Below are 25,712 nucleotides of genomic sequence, written 5' to 3'. Positions count from 1 at the left end.
CTTTGGTGGGTGTGGTGCGGTTGGTGGTGCCGCCGTCACCCAACTGGCCGGCGTTGTTCGCGCCCCAGGCATACACCTCACCCGTGGCACCCACCGCAAAACTCTGCGCCCTGCCGGCACCCACCCCGGCGGCCACCACACCCGAGGGCAACGACACCAACCGCGGCGACGACGAACCCGACGACGAACCATCACCCAACTGGCCCGAACCATTGGCACCCCACGCATACACCCTACCGGCGGCATCCACGGCCACCGCATGCGAGGAACCCAACGCCAAACCCGCCACACGGGCCCCGCCAGGCAAAACCAGCTTGCGCAACGAACTCGAATCCACGCTCGAGCCGTCACCCAACTGCCCATCACCGTTCGCGCCCCACATATACACGTCGCCCGTCGAACCCACAGCCGCCGACGTACCACCCACGGCCATCACCTCACGCAGCGACACGCCATTGGTCTCCACCAGCCGCGGACTGTCGGGACCGGAACCCGACATACCCAGCTGGCCCTGACCGTTCGCACCCCACGCATACAACCGGCCGTCCTCCGTCAACGCCAGACTGTACATGCCGCCGGCGGCCACCCGCACGAACCGATGGCCGGCCGGCGCATCCAACACCACCGGCGACACCCGGTTGCCGCCGCCGACACCCAACTGGCCCGCGTTGTCGTACCCACTGACATACAGCTTCCCGTCATCACCCAACGCCAACGCATGGTAATCACCCGCGGCCAGCCCCACGATCCTGACGCCCTTCGGCGAACCGAACCGCACCGGCGCGCCACGATTGACATCACTGCCGTCACCAAGCTCGCCCCAGTTCACCCCCCAGCCATACACCGAACCATCGGAACCCAACGCCAACGCCGACTGAGGGCCCGCCACCACCCGGGAGAACGTCACACCAACAGGCGTCCGCACCCGCACCGGCGACACGCTCGACACACCGGCCACCTCCGCCTTACCCGCGGCGGCGGGCCGATACGAACCATCACCCAACTGACCCTTATAATTCGAACCCCACGCATACAACAAACCATCAGCACCCAAACCAACCGAAAAATCAGAACCAGACACCACACGCGTAAAACGCGTGCCGGCATTCTCAGGCGCGTTGAGCGTCACAGGCTCGTCCCCGGCGGACGGACCCTGGTTGGGCGCAAGCGAGAACCCGGGAGCGAACCAGCGGGCCGCGAGCGTCATGTCTGCGGTCACAGACCGCCCGAAGTCCCACGGCTCCCCAGCCGCGTTGAACCACCCCATGAAGGAACGGCCCTTCCAGGACGGCGAATCCGGTCTGACGACCGGTTTGCCATCACCCTCGGTGAATTCCTGGGGCGCAGGTACGTTCCCGGGCGCCCCAGCCAAGGAGAACCGGACAGTGTAGACATCCAGATACCGGTAGGAAAGTGTGGCCGGGTACTGCTCGCCACCTGCCACATCCCATGTCAAGGCGACATCGACATTCCCTGCGGTGGCATGTGCCGGAGTCTTACCGGTCCACGCATTCTTCGCGGTGTCCATGTGCGGGTACGTTGCGTTGTTGCCGTCGAACTTGACCCCGGTGATGTGCACATCGAACTTATCCACGGGCTTCGGCGCGTTGCGATTCTTACTGCCGCCGTCACCGAGCTGGCTGTCGCTGTTGGACCCCCAGACATAGAGCTCCCCGGTCCCGCTGGTGGCGAGACTGTGCTCGTAGCCGGCCCCCACGGCCCCATAGGTTTTGCCCTTGGGCACCGAGATCTCGACCGGGGTGTTGCTCCCCGTCGTATCGCCCCGTCCCAACTGCCCCTTGGCGCTGGAACCCCAGGCGTACAGTTTACCGGTATCGGTCAATGCAAGCATGTGGCCATTGCCGGTCGCGATCCGTTGGACGCGCGTGCCCGCCGGCAGACCGACCTTGCTGGGAGCGCTCTTGTTGGCGTTGTTGCCAAACCCGAGCTGCCCTTGCTCGTTGTCGCCCCATGTGTACACATCCCCACTGGTGCTTACAGCCGCGGAATACGCATCACCGGCGGTGATCTGCGCGAACTGCACACCCTTGGGCATGGACACCGGCTGCGGTGTCGTGGTATCACTGCTCGTCGTGCCCAACCGGCCGGAGCCGTTCGAACCCCAGGCCCAGGCCTTCCCGTCGTCGGTCAAGGCCACGGAATGGAACCGGCCGGCTCCTATATCGACGAAGCGTTTACCCGCAGGCGGGTCAATGGCTACGGGCTTGATAACATACTGGCCGCTGTTGCTGCTCCCGTTGCCTATCTGCCCATAGCCGTTCCAGCCTGCTGCATACACTTTGCCGTCGTCGCCCAAGGCCAGGGAATGGTAATAACCGGCAGCCACTTGCACGATCCTCACACCCTGTGGCGTTTGGTAATGCACCGGCACATTCGTATTGGCCTTGCCCGGGTCGTTGTTACCTAACTGACCCCAGTTCCAGCCCCACGCATAGGCCTGGCCGTCGGAACCGACTGCGATCGCATGCAGGGGACCCGCCGCGACACTGGTGAACGTCAGCCCGGCCGGAGCATGCACCCGCATCGGTGTCTTCGCTACGAAACCCGTGCCTTCCCCTACGCCGAGCTGTCCTTTGTCGTTCGCTCCCCAGGTATAGACGGCGCCATCCCCGCCCAAAGCGGCGGAGAAAGTCTGACCGCCTACGACTTGGGCAAACCGGGGACCGGTGCCCCCGCCGGCACTGATGCCGACATCCGTGCCGCCCCGCTTCGTGCCCTTCGGTGGAGTCAGCGTAAACCGGTAGGTATCCCACTTGGCGGTCAGGGTCATATCGCTCGACACATCCTGTGCGAAGTCCCAGGGCTGTCCTTTGGCTGTAAACCAACCCATGAATATGTGCGTGCCCCAGGAAGGATTCTGCGGGCGCTTGAGCAACAGACCACTATCCTCCCGCAGCTCAGCCTTGCCAGGAGCCGTGCCGGAGGCATCACCCAGATTGAAATGAACCGTGTAGGCGTAGAAATAATGATAGGTGAAGAGCACTGGATCCTGTTGAGCCCGGCCGATCGCCCACTCCACTCTCACCGTCACATCGCCACTCGCATGCTTCGGGCTTGTGCCTGCCCACCTGCCCTGTGCCGGATCAAACGTGCCGGAGGCCGTCGTACCGTCGAACTTGACGTTCGTTATCGTCATTTGAACCGCTTGGTCTTTGGTGGGTGTGGTGCGGTTGGTGGTGCCGCCGTCACCCAACTGGCCGGCGTTGTTCGCGCCCCAGGCATACACCTCACCCGTGGCACCCACCGCAAAACTCTGCGCCCTGCCGGCACCCACCCCGGCGGCCACCACACCCGAGGGCAACGACACCAACCGCGGCGACGACGAACCCGACGACGAACCATCACCCAACTGGCCCGAACCATTGGCACCCCACGCATACACCCTACCGGCGGCATCCACGGCCACCGCATGCGAGGAACCCAACGCCAAACCCGCCACACGGGCCCCGCCAGGCAAAACCAGCTTGCGCAACGAACTCGAATCCACGCTCGAGCCGTCACCCAACTGCCCATCACCGTTCGCGCCCCACATATACACGTCGCCCGTCGAACCCACAGCCGCCGACGTACCACCCACGGCCATCACCTCACGCAGCGACACGCCATTGGTCTCCACCAGCCGCGGACTGTCGGGACCGGAACCCGACATACCCAGCTGGCCCTGACCGTTCGCACCCCACGCATACAACCGGCCGTCCTCCGTCAACGCCAGACTGTACATGCCGCCGGCGGCCACCCGCACGAACCGATGGCCGGCCGGCGCATCCAACACCACCGGCGACACCCGGTTGCCGCCGCCGACACCCAACTGGCCCGCGTTGTCGTACCCACTGACATACAGCTTCCCGTCATCACCCAACGCCAACGCATGGTAATCACCCGCGGCCAGCCCCACGATCCTGACGCCCTTCGGCGAACCGAACCGCACCGGCGCGCCACGATTGACATCACTGCCGTCACCAAGCTCGCCCCAGTTCACCCCCCAGCCATACACCGAACCATCGGAACCCAACGCCAACGCCGACTGAGGGCCCGCCACCACCCGGGAGAACGTCACACCAACAGGCGTCCGCACCCGCACCGGCGACACGCTCGACACACCGGCCACCTCCGCCTTACCCGCGGCGGCGGGCCGATACGAACCATCACCCAACTGACCCTTATAATTCGAACCCCACGCATACAACAAACCATCAGCACCCAAACCAACCGAAAAATCAGAACCAGACACCACACGCGTAAAACGCACGTTCGGCCGGTCTCCGGAGCGGATGGACACGGTTGTGCCACCTTCCCTGGGCCCGCTCTTAGGCGTCATGGCAAAGGCATATGCATCCCAACGCGCCGTCAGCTGCACGTCATCGTCGATGACCGTGGAGAAGTCCCAGGGGCGCCCCTGGCCCGTGAACCACCCCATGAACTGGTGGCCCTTCCAGGTGGGGTTGGCTGGACGATCGACGGACTTGCCTTCGTTCGAGATGAACGTCTGATCGGCAGGTGCACTCCCGGGCGCATCACCCAAGTCGAAATGGACCGTGTACTTGTCGAGGTACTCATAGGACAGCACCTGCACCGGCTGCTCGTCATGGCCTATCGACCAATGGACCTTGACCGCGACCTTCCCCACCTTATGCGCAGGGGCCTTCCCCTTCCACTTGCTGCTCTTACCGTCGAAACTTCCTGTCGCCTTGCTCGTGTCGAACTCCACGGAAGCGATGCCGAGCGTCAGATCCTGGGCCGCCGCAGGGCTGGACTTCGCCGCCACCGTACCATCGTTGAGCTGACCATAGGCATTGCCGCCCCATGCATATATCCGGCCATCATTGCTGGTGGCTAGCGTATGGTTGACGCCGGCGGCCATATTCACGGCAGTGGCGGAGGCGGGCAAGGTAACAGCCCACGGGTACACAATATTGCTTGTGGAATTGATGCCCAGTTGGCCTTGGGTATTGTCGCCCCATGCATACAGGTGGCCGCTGGTCGTGATTGCGAGCATATGCTCGTCCCCCGCGGCAATCGCACTGGCCGCTTCACCAGAAGGCAAATCCACCCTGCCCGGTGTCCCGCTGACCGTCGTGCCGTTGCCCAACTGGCCGTAGTCGTTCGCACCCCAGGCATAGACATCCCCGTCGCTGTTGATGGCCGCCGAGAAATCACCACCGGCCGCAATGCGGGTGAAGTACATGTTTGCAGGCGTGTTGACCAACTGCGGCACAGTGGGATTGCTGCCATCCGTGCCCAGACGACCTGAGGCGCGGTATCCCCATGCATATATCTTGCCTGTATTGGTCAACGCCATACTGTGGTGGTAGCCGGCAGCTACTTGGACATACCGTTCCCCTGTGGGGGGTTCCAGCTTCACGGGAATCAGTCGTGTCGTCTTCGTACCGTCGCCGACCTGGCCTTCGCCATTCCAACCGGCGGCATATATATTGCCGTCGTCACCCAAGGCAAGCATCTGATAATAGCCCGTGGCGATCTGACTGATCCTCACGCCCTTGGGCGATTGGAAACGCACAGGCACGGATGTATTAGCACCCGAGTTGTTGCCCAATTGCCCCCAGTTCAGGCCCCAGCCGTATACAAGACCGTCAGAGCTGATGGCCGCCGTGTATAGGTAGCCGGTGGATACACTCGAGAATCTCACCCCGGCAGGCGTATCGACGCGCTTGGGCACGGTCCGGTTCGTTCTCGTCCCATCGCCCAGCTGACCCTTGTTGTTCTGGCCCCAGGTGTAGATGTACCCATCCGTGCTCAGAGCGGCGCTGAAACCGTCGCCGGCGGAGACTTCGCTGAACTGCACCCTCACGCCGTCAGGTGCCGTGACCGTGACCGGCGTGCCGCCCTTCGTCATACCCTGTACGGGCGATAAACCGAACGAGGACTTACTCCATCGTGCCGTCAGCGTAGCATCCCTGGACAATGGGCCGCCGAAGTCGAAAACCTCGCCTTTGTCGTCGAACCATCCAACGAAGTAATGACCCTTCCATGTAGGATCGGCCGGCCTGACCGGATACGGATTCACCGCTTCGTCCACTGTCTGCTCAGCCGGGGCACTACCGGGAGCATCGCCCAAGTCGAAATGCACCGTGTACTTCTTGTCTAGGCGGTCCCAGTGCGCGGTCAAGGTCATATTGGACGTAACCGGTGTATTGAAATTCCAAGGACTGCCGTATTGGGTATACCAGCCTGTGAAACGGAAACCGGTCCGGTTGGGAGCCGAAGGCTCCATGACAGTATCGCCCTCCGAAACCATTTGTGTGGCTGGCGTATACCCGCTTGCACCACCCAGATCGAAGCCCACACTGTATTCGGCTTTGAAGCTGGCTGCCTGCAAGGCGACGAACGAATTTACCATCGCGTCACCCACATCAGCGATAACCATCTTTATATGATTCGACATATTAGGATTTACTTGTGCATGTATTGGAAGTACGACAGTGCGCCCACCGAACGCATTTGCACCCAGTCCCGGTATCGACTTCGAGGAATTATCCACATAGTAACCGGAATTAGCGGGAGGATAGGAACTTGACGAGTTCCCGTTGTTGACATTGTTGATACTTACTGGAAGCGATGTTCCGGGAATCAAGGCCGCATTGACACCATTGACGAAGAAACCGAAAGCGTCGTTGTAACTGCTTCCGACATACTGCGGATACTCTTCAGACGCGAAAACATAGTTGAACGTCAATGACGATGATTTGGGAACGAAATCGAACTCCAGTGTCATGGCGTCATAGGTCGTTTCACCTTTCATGTTCTGAATGTCGGTATCCCCAGACGTGCCCAACTGACTCTTGCTTTGGTCCGTCAAGTCGCCTGTCGACAGGATGATGCCCCTATCGATGTCGATGCTGGAGGTCCCACTACTGAAAATTCCGCAAGCAGCCGAGCTTCCGGTTATTTGCGCATTGGTAACGGTGATGGAACTGCCGGAAATGAGATTTTGGACAAGCTCCTGCGCCGTGCACCCTGCCGTGACGCTGCCCGCCCCTGGAACATCACGCGGTTGAAGCGACGGCGCGCGGTTGGCGCCGGCCCCCCGCGCAGGCACATGAGGTGAAGGATTAAGTCCAGCATGCGCAGCCGCCACCTTGCCAACAGAGGAAGCTGCCGCACCGGAGTCATTCCACAGGGGGGCCGCGAGACAGACGACTCCCCCGCCTCCGAGAATTAACGTGACAAATGCAAGTACCGCAGCGACAAATGAGCGTTTACCCCGGTTGAACCTCTGATGCACGACCGACATCCTCCCCCATTCATACATGCAGTCAGCAAGCGAGGAATGACCCTCTCGCGTCCTTGTCCAACCCCTCCTGCGGGGGAACGGCCCTTGCCATGAAAATGTATGACATTATCCATTATTTCACTTTGAGAGTAACACGTCCGCAGGAGAACGGGGCATTCCGCCTTCATGCAAACAGTTCGCAACAGACGACGGGACGCGAGAACGGATCCGGTATCCGCGGGTCCGGCAATACACCGCCACCGCCCGCGACATCACACAATGACTTCACACCGACAAATCGGTGGGTTCCTCCACGCCGTACAGGCGGACCCTGAGGCCATGGCCCCCGCAACCTCGCTCCGAGAGGCGGTCCGGCCTTCCGCGCACGGCAGGGCCAGCGGCTCCTCCTACAGGCGGTTACGGACGGACCGGCCCGCCCCGATCCCTCTTGGCCACCGGATAGGATACGACGCAGAACGCAACACCGAAGCACGCCAGGCCATGCATCAGCACATCACCATCGAACTAATCCTTCATACCTCGCAGGCATCCGGTGCCCGGCCGGGCGGCGAGCCTCCACTCATCTGGACTGACGAACAAGCAGCCGTGAAACACAAAACAGAAGCCCCGCATGGCCGAACCATTCGGCCATGCGGGGCCCTGCACCCACCGTAGAGCAGGCAACTGCCGACATCTCAGATGCCGAAGACCTCCTTGGCGATCTTCTCGATGGTGTCACCGCTGAGCTCGGCGGCATCGTTCTTGGTCTGCATGACGCGGCTAATCAGCTTGTCGGCCTGCTCGTAGGACAGTTCCTTGCCGGCCTCCTTGCCCAGGGCGACGATCTCGTCTACCGTCTCGGCCTTGCTCAGCCTGTCCACCAATGTCTTCTCATCCATGGTTTCCCTCCTTCAACGACACAGGGGCATATTCCCCCTATCAGTTCTAATCACCAGACCGCCCCCGCACAACCCCGCAACACCTTCCAGCCAAGGGGGACGGCCCGGTAGACTGGGAGCCATGTGCGGACGATTCGCGGCGGACCTGGACTATGAGCAACTATGTCGGACCTTTGCAGCCGCCCCCGGCCCGCAGCTCCCCCGCCCCTCCTGGAACATCGCGCCCGGGCAGCCCATCGCGCTGATTGCCCAGGACGGGCAGGGACGGAGGCACCTGAACGCGGCCCTATGGAACCTACTGCCGCCATGGGCCGCCTCCCCCAAATTGGACTACCCCACCCACAACGCGCGCATTGAGTCGGCTTTGGACAAACGGACCTACGCCGAGGCCGCTCGCAGCCACCGGGCGCTGATTCCCGCATCCGGCTATTATGAGTGGACCCGCACCCATGAGCCTTACTACTTCCGACCCCCGGGCGATGAACCCTTGCTGATCGGTGGACTCTATTCGTGGTGGCGACCGGACGACAGATCCCCCTGGCTGCTGACAGCGACGATCCTGACGACGCAGGCGCAGGGACGGGCGGCCGAGGTCCACGACCGCATGCCCGTACTGATCGACCAAGCCCTGGTGGACGACTGGCTGGACACGGCCGTGGACGGCGCGAAAATTCTGCCGACCGCAGCCCGGCAGGGCCTGGCCCTGTCGACCCGCCTGCACTCCTGGCAGGTGGGCCCACTCAAAGGCGATGGACCCCAGCTCACCGAAGGCATCACCCTGCGGCTGTGAGACGATACCTCACCGCCGCACAATCCGAGGCGGACCACTATCTGTGGGGCCGGCGAGACGTCGATTCTCCGCCGGCCCCACAATACATGAGACCCACTCTTGGACCGTCCTTCCCCGACCGCCCCTTCCCGGTGGCGGACCGGGAGGCCGCCCTAGCTAGAGGTCGAACCCCAGCTCCTCGGCGGCCTGGGTGGGTACCGGGTCATAGGCCCAGTATTCGCTCAGGTTCTCGTCCGAGGACAGGGAGCGGGTCAGGGCCTTGTCTATGTATACCTCACCGTGCAGGTGGTCGGTCTCGTGCTGGAAGATGCGGGCGGGCCAGCCGTGCAGGTCCTCTTCATGCCGCTTGCCGGACTCGTCCTCCCAGGTGGCCTTGACATCCAGCCAGCGCTTGCGCACGGCCTGGTAGCCGGAGAAGGAGAGGCAGCCCTCGTAGAAGGAGGCGGTCTTGTCGCCGATCGGTTCGTATGTGGGGTTGATGATGGCCCGGAAGGGCAGCTCGGTGATCTCACGGGGATCATCCTCGCTGTCACGGATGTGGTCCTCGATCACCGCGAAGGTGAGCCCCAGGCCGATCTGGGGGGCCGCCAGGCCGACACCCGGCGCCTCCAACATGGTCCTGTGCATGACTTCGATGAGTTTATCCAGGATCTTGCGCTTGAGCTGGCCCTCATACCTGGCGGCCTTCCGCCGCAGGACAGGCTCACCCAACTGCACGATAGGCAGGATGCCGTCCTCGGCGTCCTGGGCCAGCATCAGCTCCACCTCGCGGTTGAGTTCGGCATCCACATTCGCATTCCTGGTAAACATGACTTCCTCCACAATTGACCTCGGCCGTCCGACCGCTGCCGGACGGCCGAGAGCCCAAAGCCGCATTGACGTTTATTCTCGCGCCCTACAGGGACAGTTCGTCGGTGACCACCTGGGCCAGTCGCCGACAGACCTCGTCGGCCTGCCCCTGGCTGGCAGCCTCGACCATCACACGCACCAAAGGCTCGGTGCCGGAGGGACGCAGGAGGACACGGCCGGTATCGCCCAAAGCCTCCTCCTCACGCCGGACGGCCTCCTGGACCTTCGCGTTCGTTGAGGCGGCCGCCTTGTCCACACCCGGCACATTGATGAGCTGCTGGGGCAGCTGGGGGAAGTCGGCGGCGAGCTCCTTGAGGCTCCTGCCCGAGCGCATGACCTCCTTGGCCAGGGTCAGGGCGGTGAGCGTGCCGTCTCCAGTGGTGGCGAACTCGCGGTTGATCACATGGCCGGACTGCTCGCCCCCCAGCGTGTAACCGCCGCGCAGCATCTCCTCCAGCACGTAGCGGTCGCCCACGCCGGTCTGCACCGTGGCGATGCCCATGTCCTTGAGGGCCAGCTTGAGGCCCAGGTTGCTCATGACGGTGACGACCAGGGTCTCGCCGGAGAGCTTGCCCTCGCGCTGCTTGGCGCGGGCCAGGATGCCCATGATCTGATCGCCGTTGACCATGTTGCCGTCCTCGTCCACGGCCAGGCAGCGGTCGGCGTCGCCGTCGAAGGCCACGCCCATGGCCGCGTCCGAGGCTTTGACCATGGCCTGGAGCTGCTCAGGGTGGGTCGATCCGGCGTGCTTGTTGATGTTGTACCCGTCGGGCGAGGCGTTGATGACCACCACGTCCGCTCCGGCCCGCCTCAGGGCCTCGGGGGCCACCACGGAGGTCGCGCCGTTGGCGCAGTCGGCCACGATGCGCAGACCCGCCAGGGGCTTGGGCTGGGTCTTGTCGGGACCGACCGGGGCCACGGCCTCGACCAGGTGGTCGATGTACATGTTGGTGGCGGTCACCTCGTCACGCGAAATCCGTCCCACGCCGGCGCCGGTGGGCCGCTCCCAGTCCTGGCCCAGGACCGATTCGATCTCGTCCTCCTTGGCGTCGGGCAGTTTGAAACCCCCACGGGCGAAGAACTTGATGCCGTTGTCGGGCATGGGATTATGGGAGGCGGATATGACCGCCCCCATCTCGACATTGAGCACCGAGGTCAGGTAGGCGATGCCGGGGGTGGGGATGATGCCGACATCTATCACATCGAAGCCGCCGGCCGACATGCCGGCGGCCAGGGCGGACGCCAGGAAATCGCCGGAGACGCGGGTGTCGCGCCCGACCAGGGCCCGCCGCCTACCTTCGGTCCGCTCCCCGCCGACCCCCAGCACACGCACGGCCGCATCGCCGAGGTTCAGGGCCAGCTGGGCCGTCAGAGCCCGGTTCGCCAATCCACGTACACCATCAGTCCCAAACAGCCTCGGCATTATCGCACTCCTCCAGCCACGCACGAACAGGCCCGGAACGGGCCCGTGAAAGCATACGCGACCAGCATAGTCCAGCCTGCCCCGCACCGTTCCCCAACGGTAAAGGCCCCGCGAATTCTCCACCCGGAGTCTTCGCGGGGCCTTCGTGTCCGCCGCCGGGGGCGGAGGGCCCGAGGGTCCGTCAGGCCGTCACTTGGAGACGTGCTGGTTGTAGGTGCGCACGCGCAGGACCCGGCGGGAGGCCTCCACGTTCTGGATGATCATGCCACGCAGGGCCTTGGGGGCGTCCTCGTGGTCGGTCAGCCAGTGCTCGCCGGCGCGCACCAGGGCGGCCGGATCGGCCTTGTAGGGGTAAAGACCGCCCGCGGACAGCGGGTTCAGCAGGGTCTCGGCTATGTGGAAGGTCTTATGGGCCCATACCCAGTCGACCGCCTTGAAGAACTTGTCCACGTAGGGGGCGAACAGGTCCTCGTCGCCGGAGCCGGAGAAACCATCGGCGGCTGCCTCGATCTGCGCGTTGGTCAGATCGGCGTTGTGCAGGGCCTGGTCCCAGGCCCAGGCCTTAGCGGCCCTGGTCGGACGGACCGCGCGGGCGCCCATCGCGAACTCCCGGTTCTCGGTGGTGTCTCGCTGGTCCAGCTCGTTCTGGATGTCGGCATCGGAGGCCATGTTCTGTGCGGCCAGTGCGTGCACCACGGCCCACCGCATGTTGTTGTCCACTTCAAGGCCCTTGAGTTCGCTGGAGCCTGCAAGCAGGGCGCGGGCGTGGTCCTCGAATTCCTGGTCGTCGCCGTAGCCCAGGTAGGCCTGGGTCAGCTGGAGCTGTTCATCGGAGCCGGGCTCGGCTGCCAGGGCCAGTTGCCACAGGCCCTGCGCCACATGCTCGAGCAGTTCGGGCCGGCGGGCCGGGGCGCTGTAGGAGTGGGCGGTGGTGGACAGCTGGCCCAGCGCGTAACGGAAGGTGGTGGACTGATGCTCGGTGGCCAGGGTTTTGAGGACCAAGTCCACGAAATCCTCGGCCGGGTATTCGCCGTCGCGCGTCATGTCCCAGAAGCTGAGCAGCACCACCGCGCGGGCCAGACGGTCCTCGAAGGCCGGCAGGTTGGCCCGGGCGAAGTCCAAGGAGTCGGCATCCAGGCGGAGCTTGGCGTAGGTCAGGTCGTCGTCGTTGATCAGGATGAAGTCGGGCCGGACCTTGCCCGCCACCTCGTCGATGGTCGTGGAGGCGCCGTCGATGTCGACCTCGAAGCGGTCGGTGCGCTCGACCTTGCCCTCGGCCGTCTTGGAGTAGAATCCGATGGCCAGCCGGTGGGGGCGCAGGACCGGGCTCTCCTCGGGTGCGGTCTGCCCGATGGTCATGGCGGCGATCCTGCCCTCGGCGTCGGTCTCCACATTCGAGGTCAGCGTGTTGATGCCGGACTGTTCCAGCCACTGGGCGGACCAGGACTTCAGGTCGCGCCCGGAGGTGGCCTCCAGCTCGGTCAGCAGGTCGGCCAGGGTGGCGTTGGAGTAGGCGTGCTTGTCCAGGTAGTTGTGGATGCCCTGGAAGAACCGCTCGCGGCCCACATAGGCCACCAATTGCTTTAGGACGGAGGCGCCCTTGGCGTAGGTGATGCCGTCGAAGTTGACCTCGGTGTCGTGCAGGTCGTTGATCGGCGCCACAATCGGATGGGTCGTGGGTAGCTGGTCCTCGGTCAGCGCCCAGGACTTCTCGCCCGAGCAGAAGGTGGCCCAGTCGTCCGACCATTCGGTGGCCTCGGCCGTGCACAGGGTGGACATGAACTCGGCGAAGGACTCGTTGAGCCACAGGTCGTTCCACCACTTCATGGTCACCAGGTCGCCGAACCACATGTGCGCCAGCTCGTGCAGGATGGTCTCCACGCGGCGGTTGACCTTGGCTCCGGTGGCCTTGGACTCGAAGATGTACTGGTCACGGAAGGTGACCAGGCCGATGTTCTCCATGGCGCCGGCGTTGTACTCGGGCACGAAGATCTGGTCGTACTTGGCGTAGGGGTAAGGCACGCCCCAGGTCTTGGCGTAGAAGGCGAAGCCCTTCTGCGTGATGTCGAACAGGTAGTCCACGTCCTTCTCGAGCGCGGATTTGAGCGCCTGGCGGCAGTACAGGCCCATCGGCACCGTGCGGCCGTCCTCGTTGGCGTATTCGGTGGTCCACTGAGCGTAGGGGCCGGCGCAGATGGCGGTCAGGTAGGAGCTCATGGTGGGCGTGGTTTGGAAGACCCAGCGCTTGCAGCCCTCGGCCGGCGCCTGCTCCAGGGTGCCCGGCTCGGTCCGCTGGTCCACGGCCTCGGTGGATTGAGCCGGCATGTTGGCGAGCACAATCCAGGATTCGGGCGCGACGACCGAGAAGTCGAAGCTGGCCTTCAGGTCGGGCTGGTCGAAGACCGCGTACATGCGGCGAGCGTCGGGCACCTCGAACTGGGTGTACAGGTAGACGCGGCCGTCGGAGGGGTCCACGGACCGGTGCAGTCCCTCGCCGGTGCGCGAGTAATCGCAAACGGCCTTGACCCTCACCTCGTTGTGGGCCTTGAGCTTTTTGAGCTCGATCCGGCTGTCCCGGTATACCTCCGCCGGGTCCAGCTCCACCCCGTTGAGCTCGACCGACTCCACGCGCGAGGCGATCAGGTCCAGGTAGGTGGAGGCTCCGCGTCTTGCGGCGTCGAAGCTGATGACCGCCTCGGAGAGGAAGGTCCTGGGCCCGCGTGTCAGGTCCAGGCTGACCGTGTACTTGGGGTTGGAGACGATCCCAGCCCGCTCTTCGGCTTCGGTCCGTGTCAGATTTGCTCCCGGCATGCTGTATGCGTCCTTTTCTGCTGTACTGTCCGCCCATGTCCGCGCCGGCGCAGGCCCAGCAGATTGTGCCATGGAACATTGTCTCGCCAGCCACGCCACGGGTGTATGGATATACCATCCCAACTCTAACTGCAACCATGTGCAAATCGGCCCCCGGCTAGCGTCGTGGACAGGTCGCTGCCCTGTTGCGATGCTATACTGTAAATCAGTATGCGGTCAAAGCCGGTTGGGGAGCCGACGACCTGCGTAAGCACAGGGGAAAATGCAGCTACGGGACCCCATTGGGGTCACAGCCGACACACATTCAAGGGGAGTCCACCACTCATGCGTAGTTTCCGTGTCGTTAGTGCCAGTTGCCTGGCCCTGGCCATGATTGTCCTGGGGGGGGGGGGTCTGCTAACAGCCCGTCCCGCCCACGCTGACCCCGCAGAGACCAACCCACTCCTCCGCGGCGGAGTACCCGCCAGTGAAACCGTAGACGGCTTCACCCTCTCCCCCACCAAAGGACCCGCCAACACGGCCGGCACCCACACCACCATCACCCCACCCTCACCGCCCACCAGCGGCATCACCTTCACCCAGGTCAGCGCAGGCTACGCCCATAGCCTCGCCATCGGCAGCGACGGCAACACCTACGCATGGGGAAGCAACGACTACGGCCAGCTCGGCGACGGCTCCCGCATCGGCAGCTACATCCCCGTGCGCGTGCGCACGCCGGCCGGCGTGCGCTTCACCCAGGTCAGCGCAAGCGACTCTTTGGTTCAGAACCCAAGGTACGCCGATTTCAGCCTCGCCATCGGCGACGACGGACACGCATACAGCTGGGGATTGAACCGGTACGGCCAGCTCGGCAACGGCAGCAGCGACCTCAACCCCCACCCCACGCCCGCGCGCATCATCGACCCGGCCCCCGACACCACCTGGAGGGCCATCAGCGCAGGCGACGACCACAGCCTCGGCATCGACAGCAACGGACACGCATACAGCTGGGGATACAACGGCTACGGCCAGCTCGGCAACGGCAGCAGCGGCGGAGTCAACCCCACGCCCGGGCGCGTGACCGACCCGACCCCCAACACCACCTGGACAAGCATCAGCGCAGGCGGCAAGCACAGCCTCGCCCTCGACAACAACGGACACGCATACAGCTGGGGAATCAACGACTTCGGCCAGCTCGGCAACAACAGCAGAGACAACAACCCCCACCCCACGCCCGCGCGCGTGACCGACCCGGCCCCCAACACCACCTGGAAAACCATCAGCGCAGGCGACTACCACAACCTCGCCATCGACAACCACGGACACGCATACAGCTGGGGAGACAACGACCACGGCCAGCTCGGCAACGGCAGCAGCGGCATCGGCACCAACCGCACCACGCCCGTGCGCGTGACCGACCCGGCCCCCAACACCACATGGACCACCATCAGCGCATGCAACTTCCACAGCCTCGCCATCGACAGCGACCACCACGCATACAGCTGGGGAGACAACAGAGCTGGCGAGCTCGGCAACGGCAGCAGCGACACCAACCCCCACCCCACGCCCGCGCGCGTGACCGACCCAGACCCCAACACCACCTGGAAAACCATCAGCGCAGGCGACTACTACAGCCTCGCCATCGATAACAATGGTCACGCATACAGCTGGGGATACAACGACTACGGCCAGCTCGGCAACGGCAGCAGCGACAGCAGACCCACCCCCCACCCCACGCCCGCGCGCGTGACCGACCCAGACCCCAACACCACCTGGACCACCATCAGCGCAGGCTTCGGGAACAGCCTCGCCATCGACAGCAACGGACACGCCTACAGCTGGGGATGGAATCGGTACGGCCAGCTCGGCAACGGCAGCAACGGCACCAACCCACCCGACTATGACAACGCCGACAAGCACACGCCCGTCCCCGCCGGCCTGCGCACCATCGCGGTCACCGGCATCACCCTCGACAGGAGCGACGCCACACCCCCACCCGCCTGGAACACCGGCAACCACACCTGGGACACCACAGCACCGGCACACCCCGACGGACAGGTCACCGCCAACATCCACTGGACCCTAGGAGGCCAACCCCAACCCGACTACCCACTCACCTACACCTACACCCACCAATACACCCTACCCAAAGCCGGCAGCATACCCATCCAACGACTCAGCGGAGAAACCCTCCTACTCCTCACCACCCTGGCCGCCCTCACCACAACAGCCCACCAACACGCCCGCAGACACCAGCCAGGCAGACACACCACCATCAGCGCCTAAACACCCAGGAGCGACACCCAGACCACGGCCCGGCGGCAACACACACCACCGGGCCGTTCCCATACCCACCACCGGCCCGGGTTACCAGCCCCGGCAGCCAGAGACCTTCATATCCCCCTATACCGCCATACCTGTTCCGCAACGCCTTTCACCAGTCGCCTGATCCTAGGAGCAGGGGGGGGGGGGGCATTCAAGCGATCGGCTTCAGCTCCGCACTTACCCACGCCCCTTCCACATGTGTGCCCGGCGCAAGCGGAAGCAACCACCGACCCAAACCTGCCCCGGCCACGCAACCCAGCTCCGACCAGCCGAACCACCCAATCCTGATCTCAAGCCCGCAGGACAGCAGGTAACAGGAGTATGCCCAAGGTCAACCAAGCTCAGGTCGAAACGAGGTAGGCGTTCACAAACCGCTGGCATGGGTTGGGGGTGGGAAGCAATACGAGGCACAGCGACATCCTGCGAAGCTGCCGACCCACACCAGTAGCGATTACCTGCCAAAATCCAGTAGAATGCGCGAGGTAAAAGTCACCCGCTGCCTACTGAAGGGATCCACGAAGCTCAAGCGGCGCGCCACCAGTTGGAGGGGGTGGATGAAGTCGTCATAAGGGCGGTCGATGACTTGGGGGTAGAGATCGTCGCCAAGGATAGGCAGGCCCAGGGCGTTCATGTGGACGCGGAGTTGGTGGGTTTTCCCGGTGCGCGGGCGGAGACGGTACACCCGGTAAAGCGGACCGCTCCCCCGGTTCCGCGGACCGAGGAGGCGCGCCGGCGCCTGGCGGTCCAGGTCAATGAGAGTGGTGGCGTTGGGTTCGGCTCGCACTTCCAGGGCCTGCATATGCCCGGGGTGCTTGTCGATATGCGAGCGGCGCAGGAGCGGGAATGCGGCGGGCGGGTTCATGCGCGTCATGCTGCCGAGAGCCGGGGCGTGGACCGGCCGGGCCGGGGCCAGGCATTCGTAGACTTTGTCTACTTTATGTTCCTGGAAGAGCATCTGGTAGGGGCCGCGGGCGGCGGGGTCGCGTACGAAGACCAGGACCCCGGCCGTGGCCCGGTCCAGGCGGTGGGCGGGGGTGATCTGCGGCTCACCCAGCCGCTGGCGCAGGCGCATCAGGGCCGTGCTCCGATACCACATACCCCTGGGGGTGGTGGCCAGAAAGTGGGGTTTGTCCACCACTATGATCCGCTCGTCCTCATACAGGGTGCCCAGCTCGAAGGGGATGTCCGGCTCGTCGGCCACCCACCGGTGCCGCCCGCCAGCCACGGGACCGCCTACTCGACGGTGACGGACTTGGCCAGGTTACGCGGCTTGTCCACGTCCAGACCCTTCAGACGCGCCATATCCAGGGCGAAGAGCTGGAGAGGCACCACGTCGACCAAGGGGCTCATGAGCGTGGGGCAGGCGGGCCTCCAGAAGACCACGTCGGCATACCGCTCGGTGTCGGGGTCGCCCTCCTCGGCTATGGCGATGACGAAGGCGCCGCGAGCCTTGACCTCCTCGATGGCGGAGATGACCTTGTTGTGGAGCAGGTCGCGGCCGCGCGAGCTGGGCACGATGACCACGACCGGCTCGCCTGCTTCGACCAGGGCGATCGGCCCGTGCTTGAGCTCGCCGGCCGCGAAGCCCTCGGTGAAGGTGTAGGCGATCTCCTTGAGCTTCAGAGCGCCCTCCATGGCCACCGGGTAGCCCACATGGCGGCCCAGGAAAAGGAAGGACCGGGCGTCGGCCAGGCTCTTGGCCGCGCGTTCGACGGTGTCGGCCTGGGAGTCGAGCACCTGCTGGATCTTGGCCGGCATGGCCTTCAGGGAATCCACGATCTGGTGGATCTCGTCGCGGAACATGGTCCCCTTGACCTGGGCCAGGTAGAGGCCGAGCAGGTAGGCGGCGACCACCTGGGCCACAAAGGCCTTGGTGGAGGCGACCGCGATCTCGGGGCCCGCGTGGGTGTAGAGCACCGCGTCGGATTCGCGCGGAATGGTTGAGCCCTGGGTGTTGCAGATGGCCAATACGCGCGAACCCTGTTCGCGGGCATGGCGCAGGGCCATCAAGGTGTCCATGGTCTCGCCGGACTGGGAGATGGCGACGACCAGGGTGCGGGGGGTCAGGATGGGGTCCCGGTAGCGGAACTCGTGGGCCAGCTCCACCTCGACCGGGATGCGCACCCAGTGCTCGATGGCGTATTTGGCGACCAGCCCGGCGTAGGAGGCGGTGCCGCAGGCGACGATGATGATCTTGTCGACCTGGCGGAAGGTCTCCTCGTCGATGCGCACCTCGTCCAGGTTCAGGTCCCCGTCGGTGTCGTAGCGGCCCAGGAGGGTGTCGGCCACGGCCCTGGGGTCCTCGTGGATCTCCTTGTCCATGTATGAGTCCCAGCCGCCCTTGAGCGCGGCGGAGGCGTCCCAGTCCACGGTGAAACGACGCGAGTCGGTGACCGGGTGGCCTTCGAAGTCGGTGACCGTGACGGAGCCGCCGCTCACGCACACGGCTTCATCCTGGCCCAACTCCATGGCCTGCTTGGTGTAGGCCACGAAGGCGGCCACATCCGAGCCCAGGAAGTTCTCACCCTCGCCCAGGCCGACCACCAAAGGCGAGTCGTGGCGCGCACCCACCACTATGTCCGGCTGGCGCACGTCCACGGCAAGGATCGTGAACGCGCCGGTCAGCATGCGGGCCGTGCGGCGCACCGCTTCGAACAGGTCGGGTCGGCCGGTGGTGTCGACGATCTCGTTGGCGATCCTGCCCAGGAGCTTGGCGACCACCTCGGTGTCGGTGGAGGAGGCGAAAGTGAAGCCTTCGGCCTGGAGGTCGAACTTGAGCCGGGAGGCGTTCTCGATGATCCCGTTGTGGATCAGGGCGATGCGACCGTCCTGGCTGGTGTGGGGGTGGGCATTGACGTCGGAGGGTTCGCCGTTGGTGGCCCAGCGGGTATGACCGATGCCGACAGTGGCGTCGGGCAGGGGCCTGTTATTGATGTCGGCCTGAAGGTTGGCCAGACGCCCGGCCTTCTTCCGGACGGCCACCTGGTCCATGCCGGGGGCCGCCAGGGCCACCCCGGCCGAGTCGTATCCCCGGTACTCCAGGCGTTCCAGGCCTTGAAGACAGACCTCAAGGGGCTTGCCGCAGGCTGTTGAGATGGTTGAGGCGTATCCTACGATTCCACACATGGGACACCAGTGTAAACCACAAGTCTGCCGGGTATGCCTTGGGCGGCCCTTCCTGGCCCAATGTCCACATACGGCTCACAGGACCGTACGCAGGAACTCCCGGAAGCGCGGGCTGGACGGGCGGTCGATGATCTCCGGGCCGCCGTGCTCGACGACGACGCCATCGTCCATGAAGACGATCTGACCGGCCACCTCGCGTGCGAAGCCCATCTCATGAGTGACCACGACCATGGTCATGCCCTCGGCGGCCACCTGCTTCATGACCCCCAGCACCTCCCCCACCAACTCGGGGTCAAGGGCCGATGTCGGCTCGTCGAACAGCATGATCTGCGGATGCATGGCCAGGGCACGGGCGATGGCGACTCGCTGCTGCTGTCCGCCTGAAAGCTGGGAGGGGTAGTAATCCAGACGGTCTCCCAGCCCCACACGCTCCAGCTGCCTGATGGCCTCGCGCTTGGCCTGGGCCTTGGGGACCTTGCCTACATGGACCGGTGCCTCCATTACGTTTCCCAGGGCGGTCATATGGGGGAAGAGGTTGAAGCGCTGGAAGACCATGCCAATCTTGGAGCGCTGGCGGGCGATGGCCTTGTCGTCCAGGCGCTGCAGGCCCCCGTCGCCGATCCTCTTGTAACCGGTCAGTTCGCCGCCGACGATGATCTCGCCGGCCGTGCGTTCCTCCAGCTGGTTGATCAGTCTCAGGAGGGTGGACTTGCCCGATCCCGAGGGTCCCAGAATGGCAGTGACCGTGCCGGGCATGACCTCCAGGTCGATGCCCTTGAGCACATGCAGGTCGCCGAAGGCCTTGTGGACGCCCTTGATCTCGATGGCCGGCCGGCGGCCCTCCTGGCTTGCACCTGGTGTCATGACCCCGCTCATGCGTTCAACCCCGCCATCATAACTTGATTGACTTTATCTACTTCTTGTTTGGCATCAGGACCGGTCCCCCGGCCGCCCTCGCCGGCGGATCCGTGCTTGGCGGCGAGGGGGCGGGCGTTGAAGCCCTTGCCGTAGTGCTTCTCCAGCTGGGCCTGCACCACCATCAGCACGGAGGTGATCAGCAGATACCAGATGCATGCCACGATCAGCAATGGAATGGTCTTATAGATACGGTTGGCGATGGCGTTGGTGGCGAACTGGAGTTCAAGCGTGAAGGGCACAGCCAGGGCCAGGGAGGTGGTCTTGAGCATGCCGATCGTCTCGTTGCCGGTAGGCGGCACGATGATGCGCATGGCCTGGGGCAGGATGACCCGCCGCATGATCATGGAGCGCGGCATGCCAAGGGCCTGCGCCGCCTCGGTCTGACCGGTGTCCACGGCCTCGATGCCGGCACGCACGATCTCGGAGAGGTAGGCCGCCTCGTTGAGTCCCAGTCCCAGCACGGTGGCAATGGTGGCGTTAAGCACGTCCTGGGTGTTGAAAGAGAGGAACTCCGGCCCGAAGGGGATGCCGACGGCCAGCTTGGGGACCAGGACGGCGAACAGACCCCAGAAGACCAGCTGGGTGTAGACGGGTGTGCCGCGGAAGAACCAGATGAAGAACCAGGAGACCCAGCGCAGGACCGGGTTGACCGACTTGCGCATGACGGCCAGGACGACAGCCAGGACCGTGGCCAGGACCATGGCGTAGACCGTGAGCAGGAGGGTCCACTTGATGCCGTCGAGCACATGTTCGTTGAACAGGTACTTCCAGACCGTGGGCCAGTCGAAGTTGGGGTTGGTCACCAGCCCGTGGACCAGCATGGCCACCAGTACGGCCACGATGACCGCCGCGATTACAGGCCCCGGCTTTCTGACCGGCCGGGCTTGAATCCGTCCCGGTATGTCCAACCCGTCGTCCCTGTCGCGTCCCAGCATGCTTGTTCCTTGCCTCTCCTTGAGAATCACCGCATGAATCGGGCGGATCCATCGTCAGGCCCGCCCGAATCCGAGCGAAGGGGTCTAGCCCTCCACCGCAGGGTTGACCTCCGCCTTGTCCACGGCCCCGGACTTGACGCCCCAGTGGTCCATGATTTTGCCGTAAGTGCCGTCGTCAATCAGCTTCTGCATTGCATTCTGCGTGGCGTCCACCATCCGAGTGTCGCCTTTCTTGATTGCTATCCCCTGGAGCACCACATCCGAGTCCTTGCCCAGTTGCTCCAGCTTGCCACCGGTCTGCTTGATGGCATAGCCGGTCACCTGGGAGTCGGCGTAGAACACGTCGATCTTACCGGTCATCACGGCCGTGGCCGCATCGGTCTGCAGCTTGTAGGACTGCACTTCGATGGGCTTCCTGCCTTGCGCCTTGCATGCCTTGCCCAGCTTGTCGGCACCCTGCTCCTCCATGGTGCCGGTCTGCACGCCGACCTTGGAGCCACACAGGTCATCCGCCTTGAGATGCTTCGGGTTCCCCTTCTGAACCGCGAAGGCCGTGCCCGCCTTGAAAGACGTGACGAAGTCAACGGCCTGCTCCCGCTCCTTGGTGATTGTGAAGGAGGAGATGCCGGCATCGTACTTCGAGCCGATGGCCGGAATGATCGCGTCGAAGGAGGCTGATGCCATCTCGGGCTTCAGGCCCATCACCTTCGCCAGCGCGTTGGACAGGTCCACGTCGAAACCGATCGGTGTCTTGCCGTCCTCGTCCACGAACTCACCCGGGGCATAGGTGGTTTCCATGCCGACCGTGAACTTGCCGTCGGCGGCCACCGACTGCGGGACCATGGCCGCGATCCGCTCGTCCTTCCTGATGCCGGATACATCGTAGGGAGCCGGGTGCGAGCTTGCGGACGGTGACTTGGCGGAGCCGGCGGCCTTGTCCGGTTCGTCAGTGGTGCCGCAGGCCCCCAGTCCGGCCAGCATGGCCACACTGATGAGGGCCGCCCCAAGGGCTTTGAATGACTTCATGATCCGTTCCTCTCTCTGCCCGCAGGCGACGGTGGGCATCTGCTCGGTATCCATTATACACCATATAGTATTTATATACGCATCGGGTCCGAAAGCACCGATTTCGGCGACAGCGGCGCACCCGGCCAACCCCCCCGGTCGGACCAAATCATGCCCGGACCCTCCCCGAACGCGCCAGCATCCGCCAAAGGCCAGGCCTATTGCGCGACCTCGGGGTTGACTTCGGCCTTGTCCACGGCGCCGGACTTGACGCCCCAGTGGTCCATGATTTTGCCGTAGGTGCCGTCGTCGATCAGCTTCTGCATGGCCTGCTGCGTGGCCTGGACCATCTGCCCATCACCCTTCTTCAGCGCGATCCCCTGGAGCACGATGTCGGAATCCTCGCCCAACCGTTCCATCTTGCCCCTGGTCTGCTTGATGGCATAGCCGGTCACCTGGGAGTCGGCGTAAAAGGCGTCCACCTTACCGGTCATCAAGGCCGTGGCCGCGTCGGTCTGCCGCTTGTAGGACTGCACTTCGATGGGCTTCCCGCCCCCGGCGACGCACGCCTTGCCCAGCTTGTCGGCACCCTGCTCCTCCATGGTGCCGGTCTGCACGCCGACCTTGGAGCCGCACAGGTCACCCGCCTTGAGATGCTTCGGGTTCCCCTTCTGAACCGCGAAGGCCGTGCCCGCCTTGAAGGAGCTGACGAAATCAACGGCCTGCTCCCGCTCCTTGGTGATGGTGTGGGAGGAGATGCCGGCATCGTACTTCGAGCCGATGGCCGGAATGATTGAATCGAAGGATGCCGAGACGATATCGGGCTCCAGGCCCATGACCCGGGCCAGGGCCTTGGACAGGTCCACGTCATAGCCGATCGGTGTCTTGCCGTCCTCGTCCATGAACTCACTGGGCGCGTAGGAGGTCTGCATGGCCACCGTGAACTTGCCGTCGCCGGCCACCGACTGCGGGACCATGCCCGCGATCCGCCCGTCCTTCCTGATGCCGGATACATCGTAGGGAGCCGGATGCGAACCTGATGAGGTTCCGGACTTGCCGACCCCAGCGGTCTTATTCGGTTCGTCTGTGGTGCCGCAGGCCCCCAGCCCGGCCAGCATCGCCACACTGATGACAACTGCCCCAATGGCTTTGAACGATTTCATAATCACGGTCCCTTCCTCCGCCCGGTCGAGGCATCTAGCACTTGCCTGTGATATCAATTATGCACTATGCTGCATTTGTATACGTAATATGTTCGAAACAATAGCGGCGTTTGGCATCGTTGCCTGTCCCATTACGACGAGACCGCCGTCCCGCACCCGAGGGCACGGCGGCGGCGGTCGTCCGGTGGGACCCTATCAGCCCCGGAGGTTCCTATAGCGCATGGCCCGCAGTGCCTCGCGCTTATCCTGCTCCTCACGCAGGGACTGACGCTTGTCATACTCATGCTTGCCCCGGGCCAACGCGATCTGCACTTTGACACGACCATCCTTGAAATACAGACTCAGGGGCACGATCGTGTAGCCCTTGGCCTCGGTCTGCCTGGCCAGCTTGGCGATCTGCTGCGCATGGAGCAGGAGCTTGCGCTTGCGCTTGGGAGCATGGTTGTTCCAGGTGCCGTTGAGGTATTCGGGGATGTTCGCGCCTTCGAGCCAGACCTCACCCGAGCGGTCTATCGACACGAATGCCTCCGCCAGGGAAGCCCTCCCCTCCCGCAGGGATTTGACTTCGGTGCCGGTCAGGGCGATGCCCGCCTCGTACTCGTCCTCAATCGCATAATCATGCCTGGCCCGGCGGTTCTGGGCGATCGGCTTGGTGCCTTGTTCCTTGGCCATGTGAACCCCCTTCCGGCCATATGTCTCAGCCGTCATCGTCCGATGACGGACCGGCTTCGACGATAGCACGAGGGCGCCACCCCGTGCTTGGGATGGCGCCCTCGGCCAAGCGACGCTGTCGGGCGCCGATCAGTAATGGACGTACTGGTAAGCGCCTGCGTTGTAGACGACCTCGGAGGCCGGGAAGGTGGGGAAGCCGGTGCCGCCTTCGGAGATCAGCACCGAACCATCCCCGTTGACACGCTCAACCACCGCGACGTGCCCATAGGAGGGGTCGGCGTTCCAGGAGCCGACCCGCTGTCCGCGGGCGAAGACCATGGCAGCGCCTACGTGGGGCGTGTTGTTGACCAGGTAGCCCAGGCTCCGGGCGGTATTGGCCCAATCGGCGCCGTTGCCCATGTAGGAGCCGACCGGGAGCCCCAGCTGGGAGCGGCGGATATAGGCCCATAGGGTGCACTGGCGGGATGGGTAGGCGGAACCGCCGACGGAGTTGCCCGTGTTGTGACCGTAGCAGAAACCAGAACCTGCAGGGCAGGAACCAGGCACAGCATAGTTCATGCCGGAAGCCGAGCCGCCCCCGACCGGACCGGAGGGTGCAGGGGCGGCACCCCCACCGCCACCGACCTGCTGCCGGCCGCCCGCACCGGGACTATAGGCCGCAGCCCTCGCGTTCTGCGCATTCCAGGAGTCAATCTCGGACTGCATGGAGGCGATGTCGGCGGCCTCCCTGGCGGACTGGGAAGACAGGCTCCCCTTCTGGGCCTCAAGCGACTCCCGGGCCTGGGCTCCTTGGTCACGCAGACTCTTGAGCTGCTCCTGCTTGGCCTGGGCGGACTCGGCGGCCTGTTGGGCGGCGGCGGCCTCCTCATCGGATTGTTTTTTCAGTGAGGCGATCTGTTTCTCAATCGCCTCCAGACGTTCCTTGCGGTTCATGGACGTGGAAATCGTGTGCGCCGCATCCGAAGCCGCGTTGGCTTCGGAGCGCGACACGGCCGCATCGGACTGCATCTTGCCGACGAACTCCTTGGTGTCGGTCGACTTGGTCACCAGGTTCATCACCTCGGAGGCATCCGAACCATGGAAGCTCTTGCGGGCCATCTGCGCCACGGCATCCTTGGCATCGTCATACTCGATGCCCGTCTCCTTGATTTTCTCCTGCAGCGCCTGCTTGTCCCTCTTGGCCGCCTCGAGGCGTTCATTCGTCGCCGCCGCCTGGCTCTTCGCCTGTTCGGCCCGCTGCTGGGCCTGGGTAAGTTCCTGCTGAACGGCCGGAATCTGGTTGTTGTTCAGATCGTTCAGGGCTTCGATCTGGTCGGACAAGGCGGAGGAGACGCCTGCGAGCTTGCTCTTCAGATACTCGTTGGTGTTGACCTTCTGCTGGTATTCGCTCCAGGTGACCGCCTGGGCCTGGGGGACATCCACAACCGCAGAGGTCACAGCCCCAGCCAGCAGTGCGCAGCAAGCCACTGCGAATCCCGTGACGGCTTGTACCCGTTTCAACTGCTTCACCTTAGAAAACCCTTCCATTACACGCTGATAAGCACTTATTGTATGTGCCCGACCTG

The 25,712-nt window shown here is 64.1% G+C and carries 15 protein-coding genes; 2 read left to right on the top strand and 13 right to left on the bottom strand.

Features of this window, described 5'->3' with window-relative positions; genetic code table 11:
- A partial coding sequence (locus CRD59_RS02275; protein WP_236632671.1) for an RCC1 domain-containing protein occupies positions 1 to 7,273 on the bottom strand: 7,273 nt, incomplete at its 3' end.
- Between the two features lie 674 nt (positions 7,274 to 7,947).
- Positions 7,948 to 8,151: a hypothetical protein gene (locus tag CRD59_RS02270; RefSeq protein WP_113852974.1), complete on the bottom strand. Its 204-nt coding sequence runs from the start codon at positions 8,149 to 8,151 to the stop codon at positions 7,948 to 7,950.
- 121 nt (positions 8,152 to 8,272) lie between these two features.
- Here CRD59_RS02270 and CRD59_RS02265 point away from each other — a divergent pair, with 121 nt between their 5' ends.
- On the top strand, positions 8,273 to 8,941 hold the full coding sequence (locus CRD59_RS02265; protein WP_113852973.1) for an SOS response-associated peptidase: 669 nt from the start codon (positions 8,273 to 8,275) through the stop codon (positions 8,939 to 8,941).
- 156 nt (positions 8,942 to 9,097) lie between these two features.
- Here the strand turns inward: CRD59_RS02265 and CRD59_RS02260 are convergent, their stop codons facing one another.
- The 3 genes from CRD59_RS02260 to pepN all read right to left on the bottom strand — a co-directional run bounded on the left by CRD59_RS02260 (position 9,098) and on the right by pepN (position 14,024).
- On the bottom strand, positions 9,098 to 9,751 hold the full coding sequence (locus CRD59_RS02260) for a peptide deformylase (protein WP_113852972.1): 654 nt from the start codon (positions 9,749 to 9,751) through the stop codon (positions 9,098 to 9,100).
- A gap of 85 nt (positions 9,752 to 9,836) precedes the next feature.
- Positions 9,837 to 11,213 (bottom strand): phosphoglucosamine mutase, encoded by a 1,377-nt coding sequence (gene glmM, locus CRD59_RS02255; RefSeq protein WP_113852971.1) that lies wholly within the window; start codon positions 11,211 to 11,213, stop codon positions 9,837 to 9,839.
- Between the two features lie 189 nt (positions 11,214 to 11,402).
- Entirely contained in the window at positions 11,403 to 14,024 is a 2,622-nt protein-coding gene (gene pepN / locus CRD59_RS02250) for an aminopeptidase N (protein ID WP_113852970.1), read from the bottom strand.
- A gap of 324 nt (positions 14,025 to 14,348) precedes the next feature.
- Between pepN and CRD59_RS02245 the strand changes: the two genes are divergently transcribed.
- Positions 14,349 to 16,289, top strand: a complete 1,941-nt coding sequence (locus tag CRD59_RS02245) for an RCC1 domain-containing protein (protein WP_161522255.1) — start codon at positions 14,349 to 14,351, stop codon at positions 16,287 to 16,289.
- 490 nt (positions 16,290 to 16,779) lie between these two features.
- Here the strand turns inward: CRD59_RS02245 and CRD59_RS02240 are convergent, their stop codons facing one another.
- The 8 genes from CRD59_RS02240 to CRD59_RS02205 all read right to left on the bottom strand — a co-directional run bounded on the left by CRD59_RS02240 (position 16,780) and on the right by CRD59_RS02205 (position 25,674).
- Entirely contained in the window at positions 16,780 to 17,529 is a 750-nt protein-coding gene (locus tag CRD59_RS02240) for a pseudouridine synthase (RefSeq protein ID WP_113852993.1), read from the bottom strand.
- Positions 17,530 to 17,561: 32 nt separating this feature from the next.
- Complete coding sequence (glmS, locus tag CRD59_RS02235) at positions 17,562 to 19,454, bottom strand: glutamine--fructose-6-phosphate transaminase (isomerizing) (RefSeq protein ID WP_113852968.1); 1,893 nt, start codon at positions 19,452 to 19,454, stop codon at positions 17,562 to 17,564.
- Positions 19,455 to 19,529: 75 nt separating this feature from the next.
- A complete protein-coding gene (locus CRD59_RS02230) occupies positions 19,530 to 20,318 on the bottom strand; it encodes an amino acid ABC transporter ATP-binding protein (RefSeq protein ID WP_201736526.1) in 789 nt (262 codons plus the stop codon).
- Positions 20,319 to 20,326: 8 nt separating this feature from the next.
- Positions 20,327 to 21,307: an amino acid ABC transporter permease gene (locus CRD59_RS02225; protein WP_113852966.1), complete on the bottom strand. Its 981-nt coding sequence runs from the start codon at positions 21,305 to 21,307 to the stop codon at positions 20,327 to 20,329.
- Between the two features lie 84 nt (positions 21,308 to 21,391).
- Positions 21,392 to 22,333, bottom strand: coding sequence for an ABC transporter substrate-binding protein (locus CRD59_RS02220; RefSeq protein ID WP_113852992.1), 942 nt, complete (start codon positions 22,331 to 22,333; stop codon positions 21,392 to 21,394).
- Between the two features lie 197 nt (positions 22,334 to 22,530).
- Positions 22,531 to 23,475 carry an ABC transporter substrate-binding protein gene (locus CRD59_RS02215; protein WP_113852965.1) on the bottom strand — a complete coding sequence of 315 codons (945 nt, stop codon included), beginning with the start codon at positions 23,473 to 23,475 and terminating at the stop codon, positions 22,531 to 22,533.
- A gap of 195 nt (positions 23,476 to 23,670) precedes the next feature.
- A complete protein-coding gene (gene smpB, locus CRD59_RS02210; protein ID WP_113852964.1) occupies positions 23,671 to 24,147 on the bottom strand; it encodes an SsrA-binding protein SmpB in 477 nt (158 codons plus the stop codon).
- 129 nt (positions 24,148 to 24,276) lie between these two features.
- Positions 24,277 to 25,674, bottom strand: a complete 1,398-nt coding sequence (locus CRD59_RS02205) for a CHAP domain-containing protein (RefSeq protein ID WP_113852963.1) — start codon at positions 25,672 to 25,674, stop codon at positions 24,277 to 24,279.
- Positions 25,675 to 25,712: the final 38 nt, after the last annotated feature.

The sequence above is a fragment of the Bifidobacterium xylocopae genome (genome assembly GCF_003315615.1).
Classification (GTDB): domain Bacteria; phylum Actinomycetota; class Actinomycetes; order Actinomycetales; family Bifidobacteriaceae; genus Bombiscardovia; species Bombiscardovia xylocopae.
This window is presented reverse-complemented; position numbering and strand designations above follow the sequence as displayed.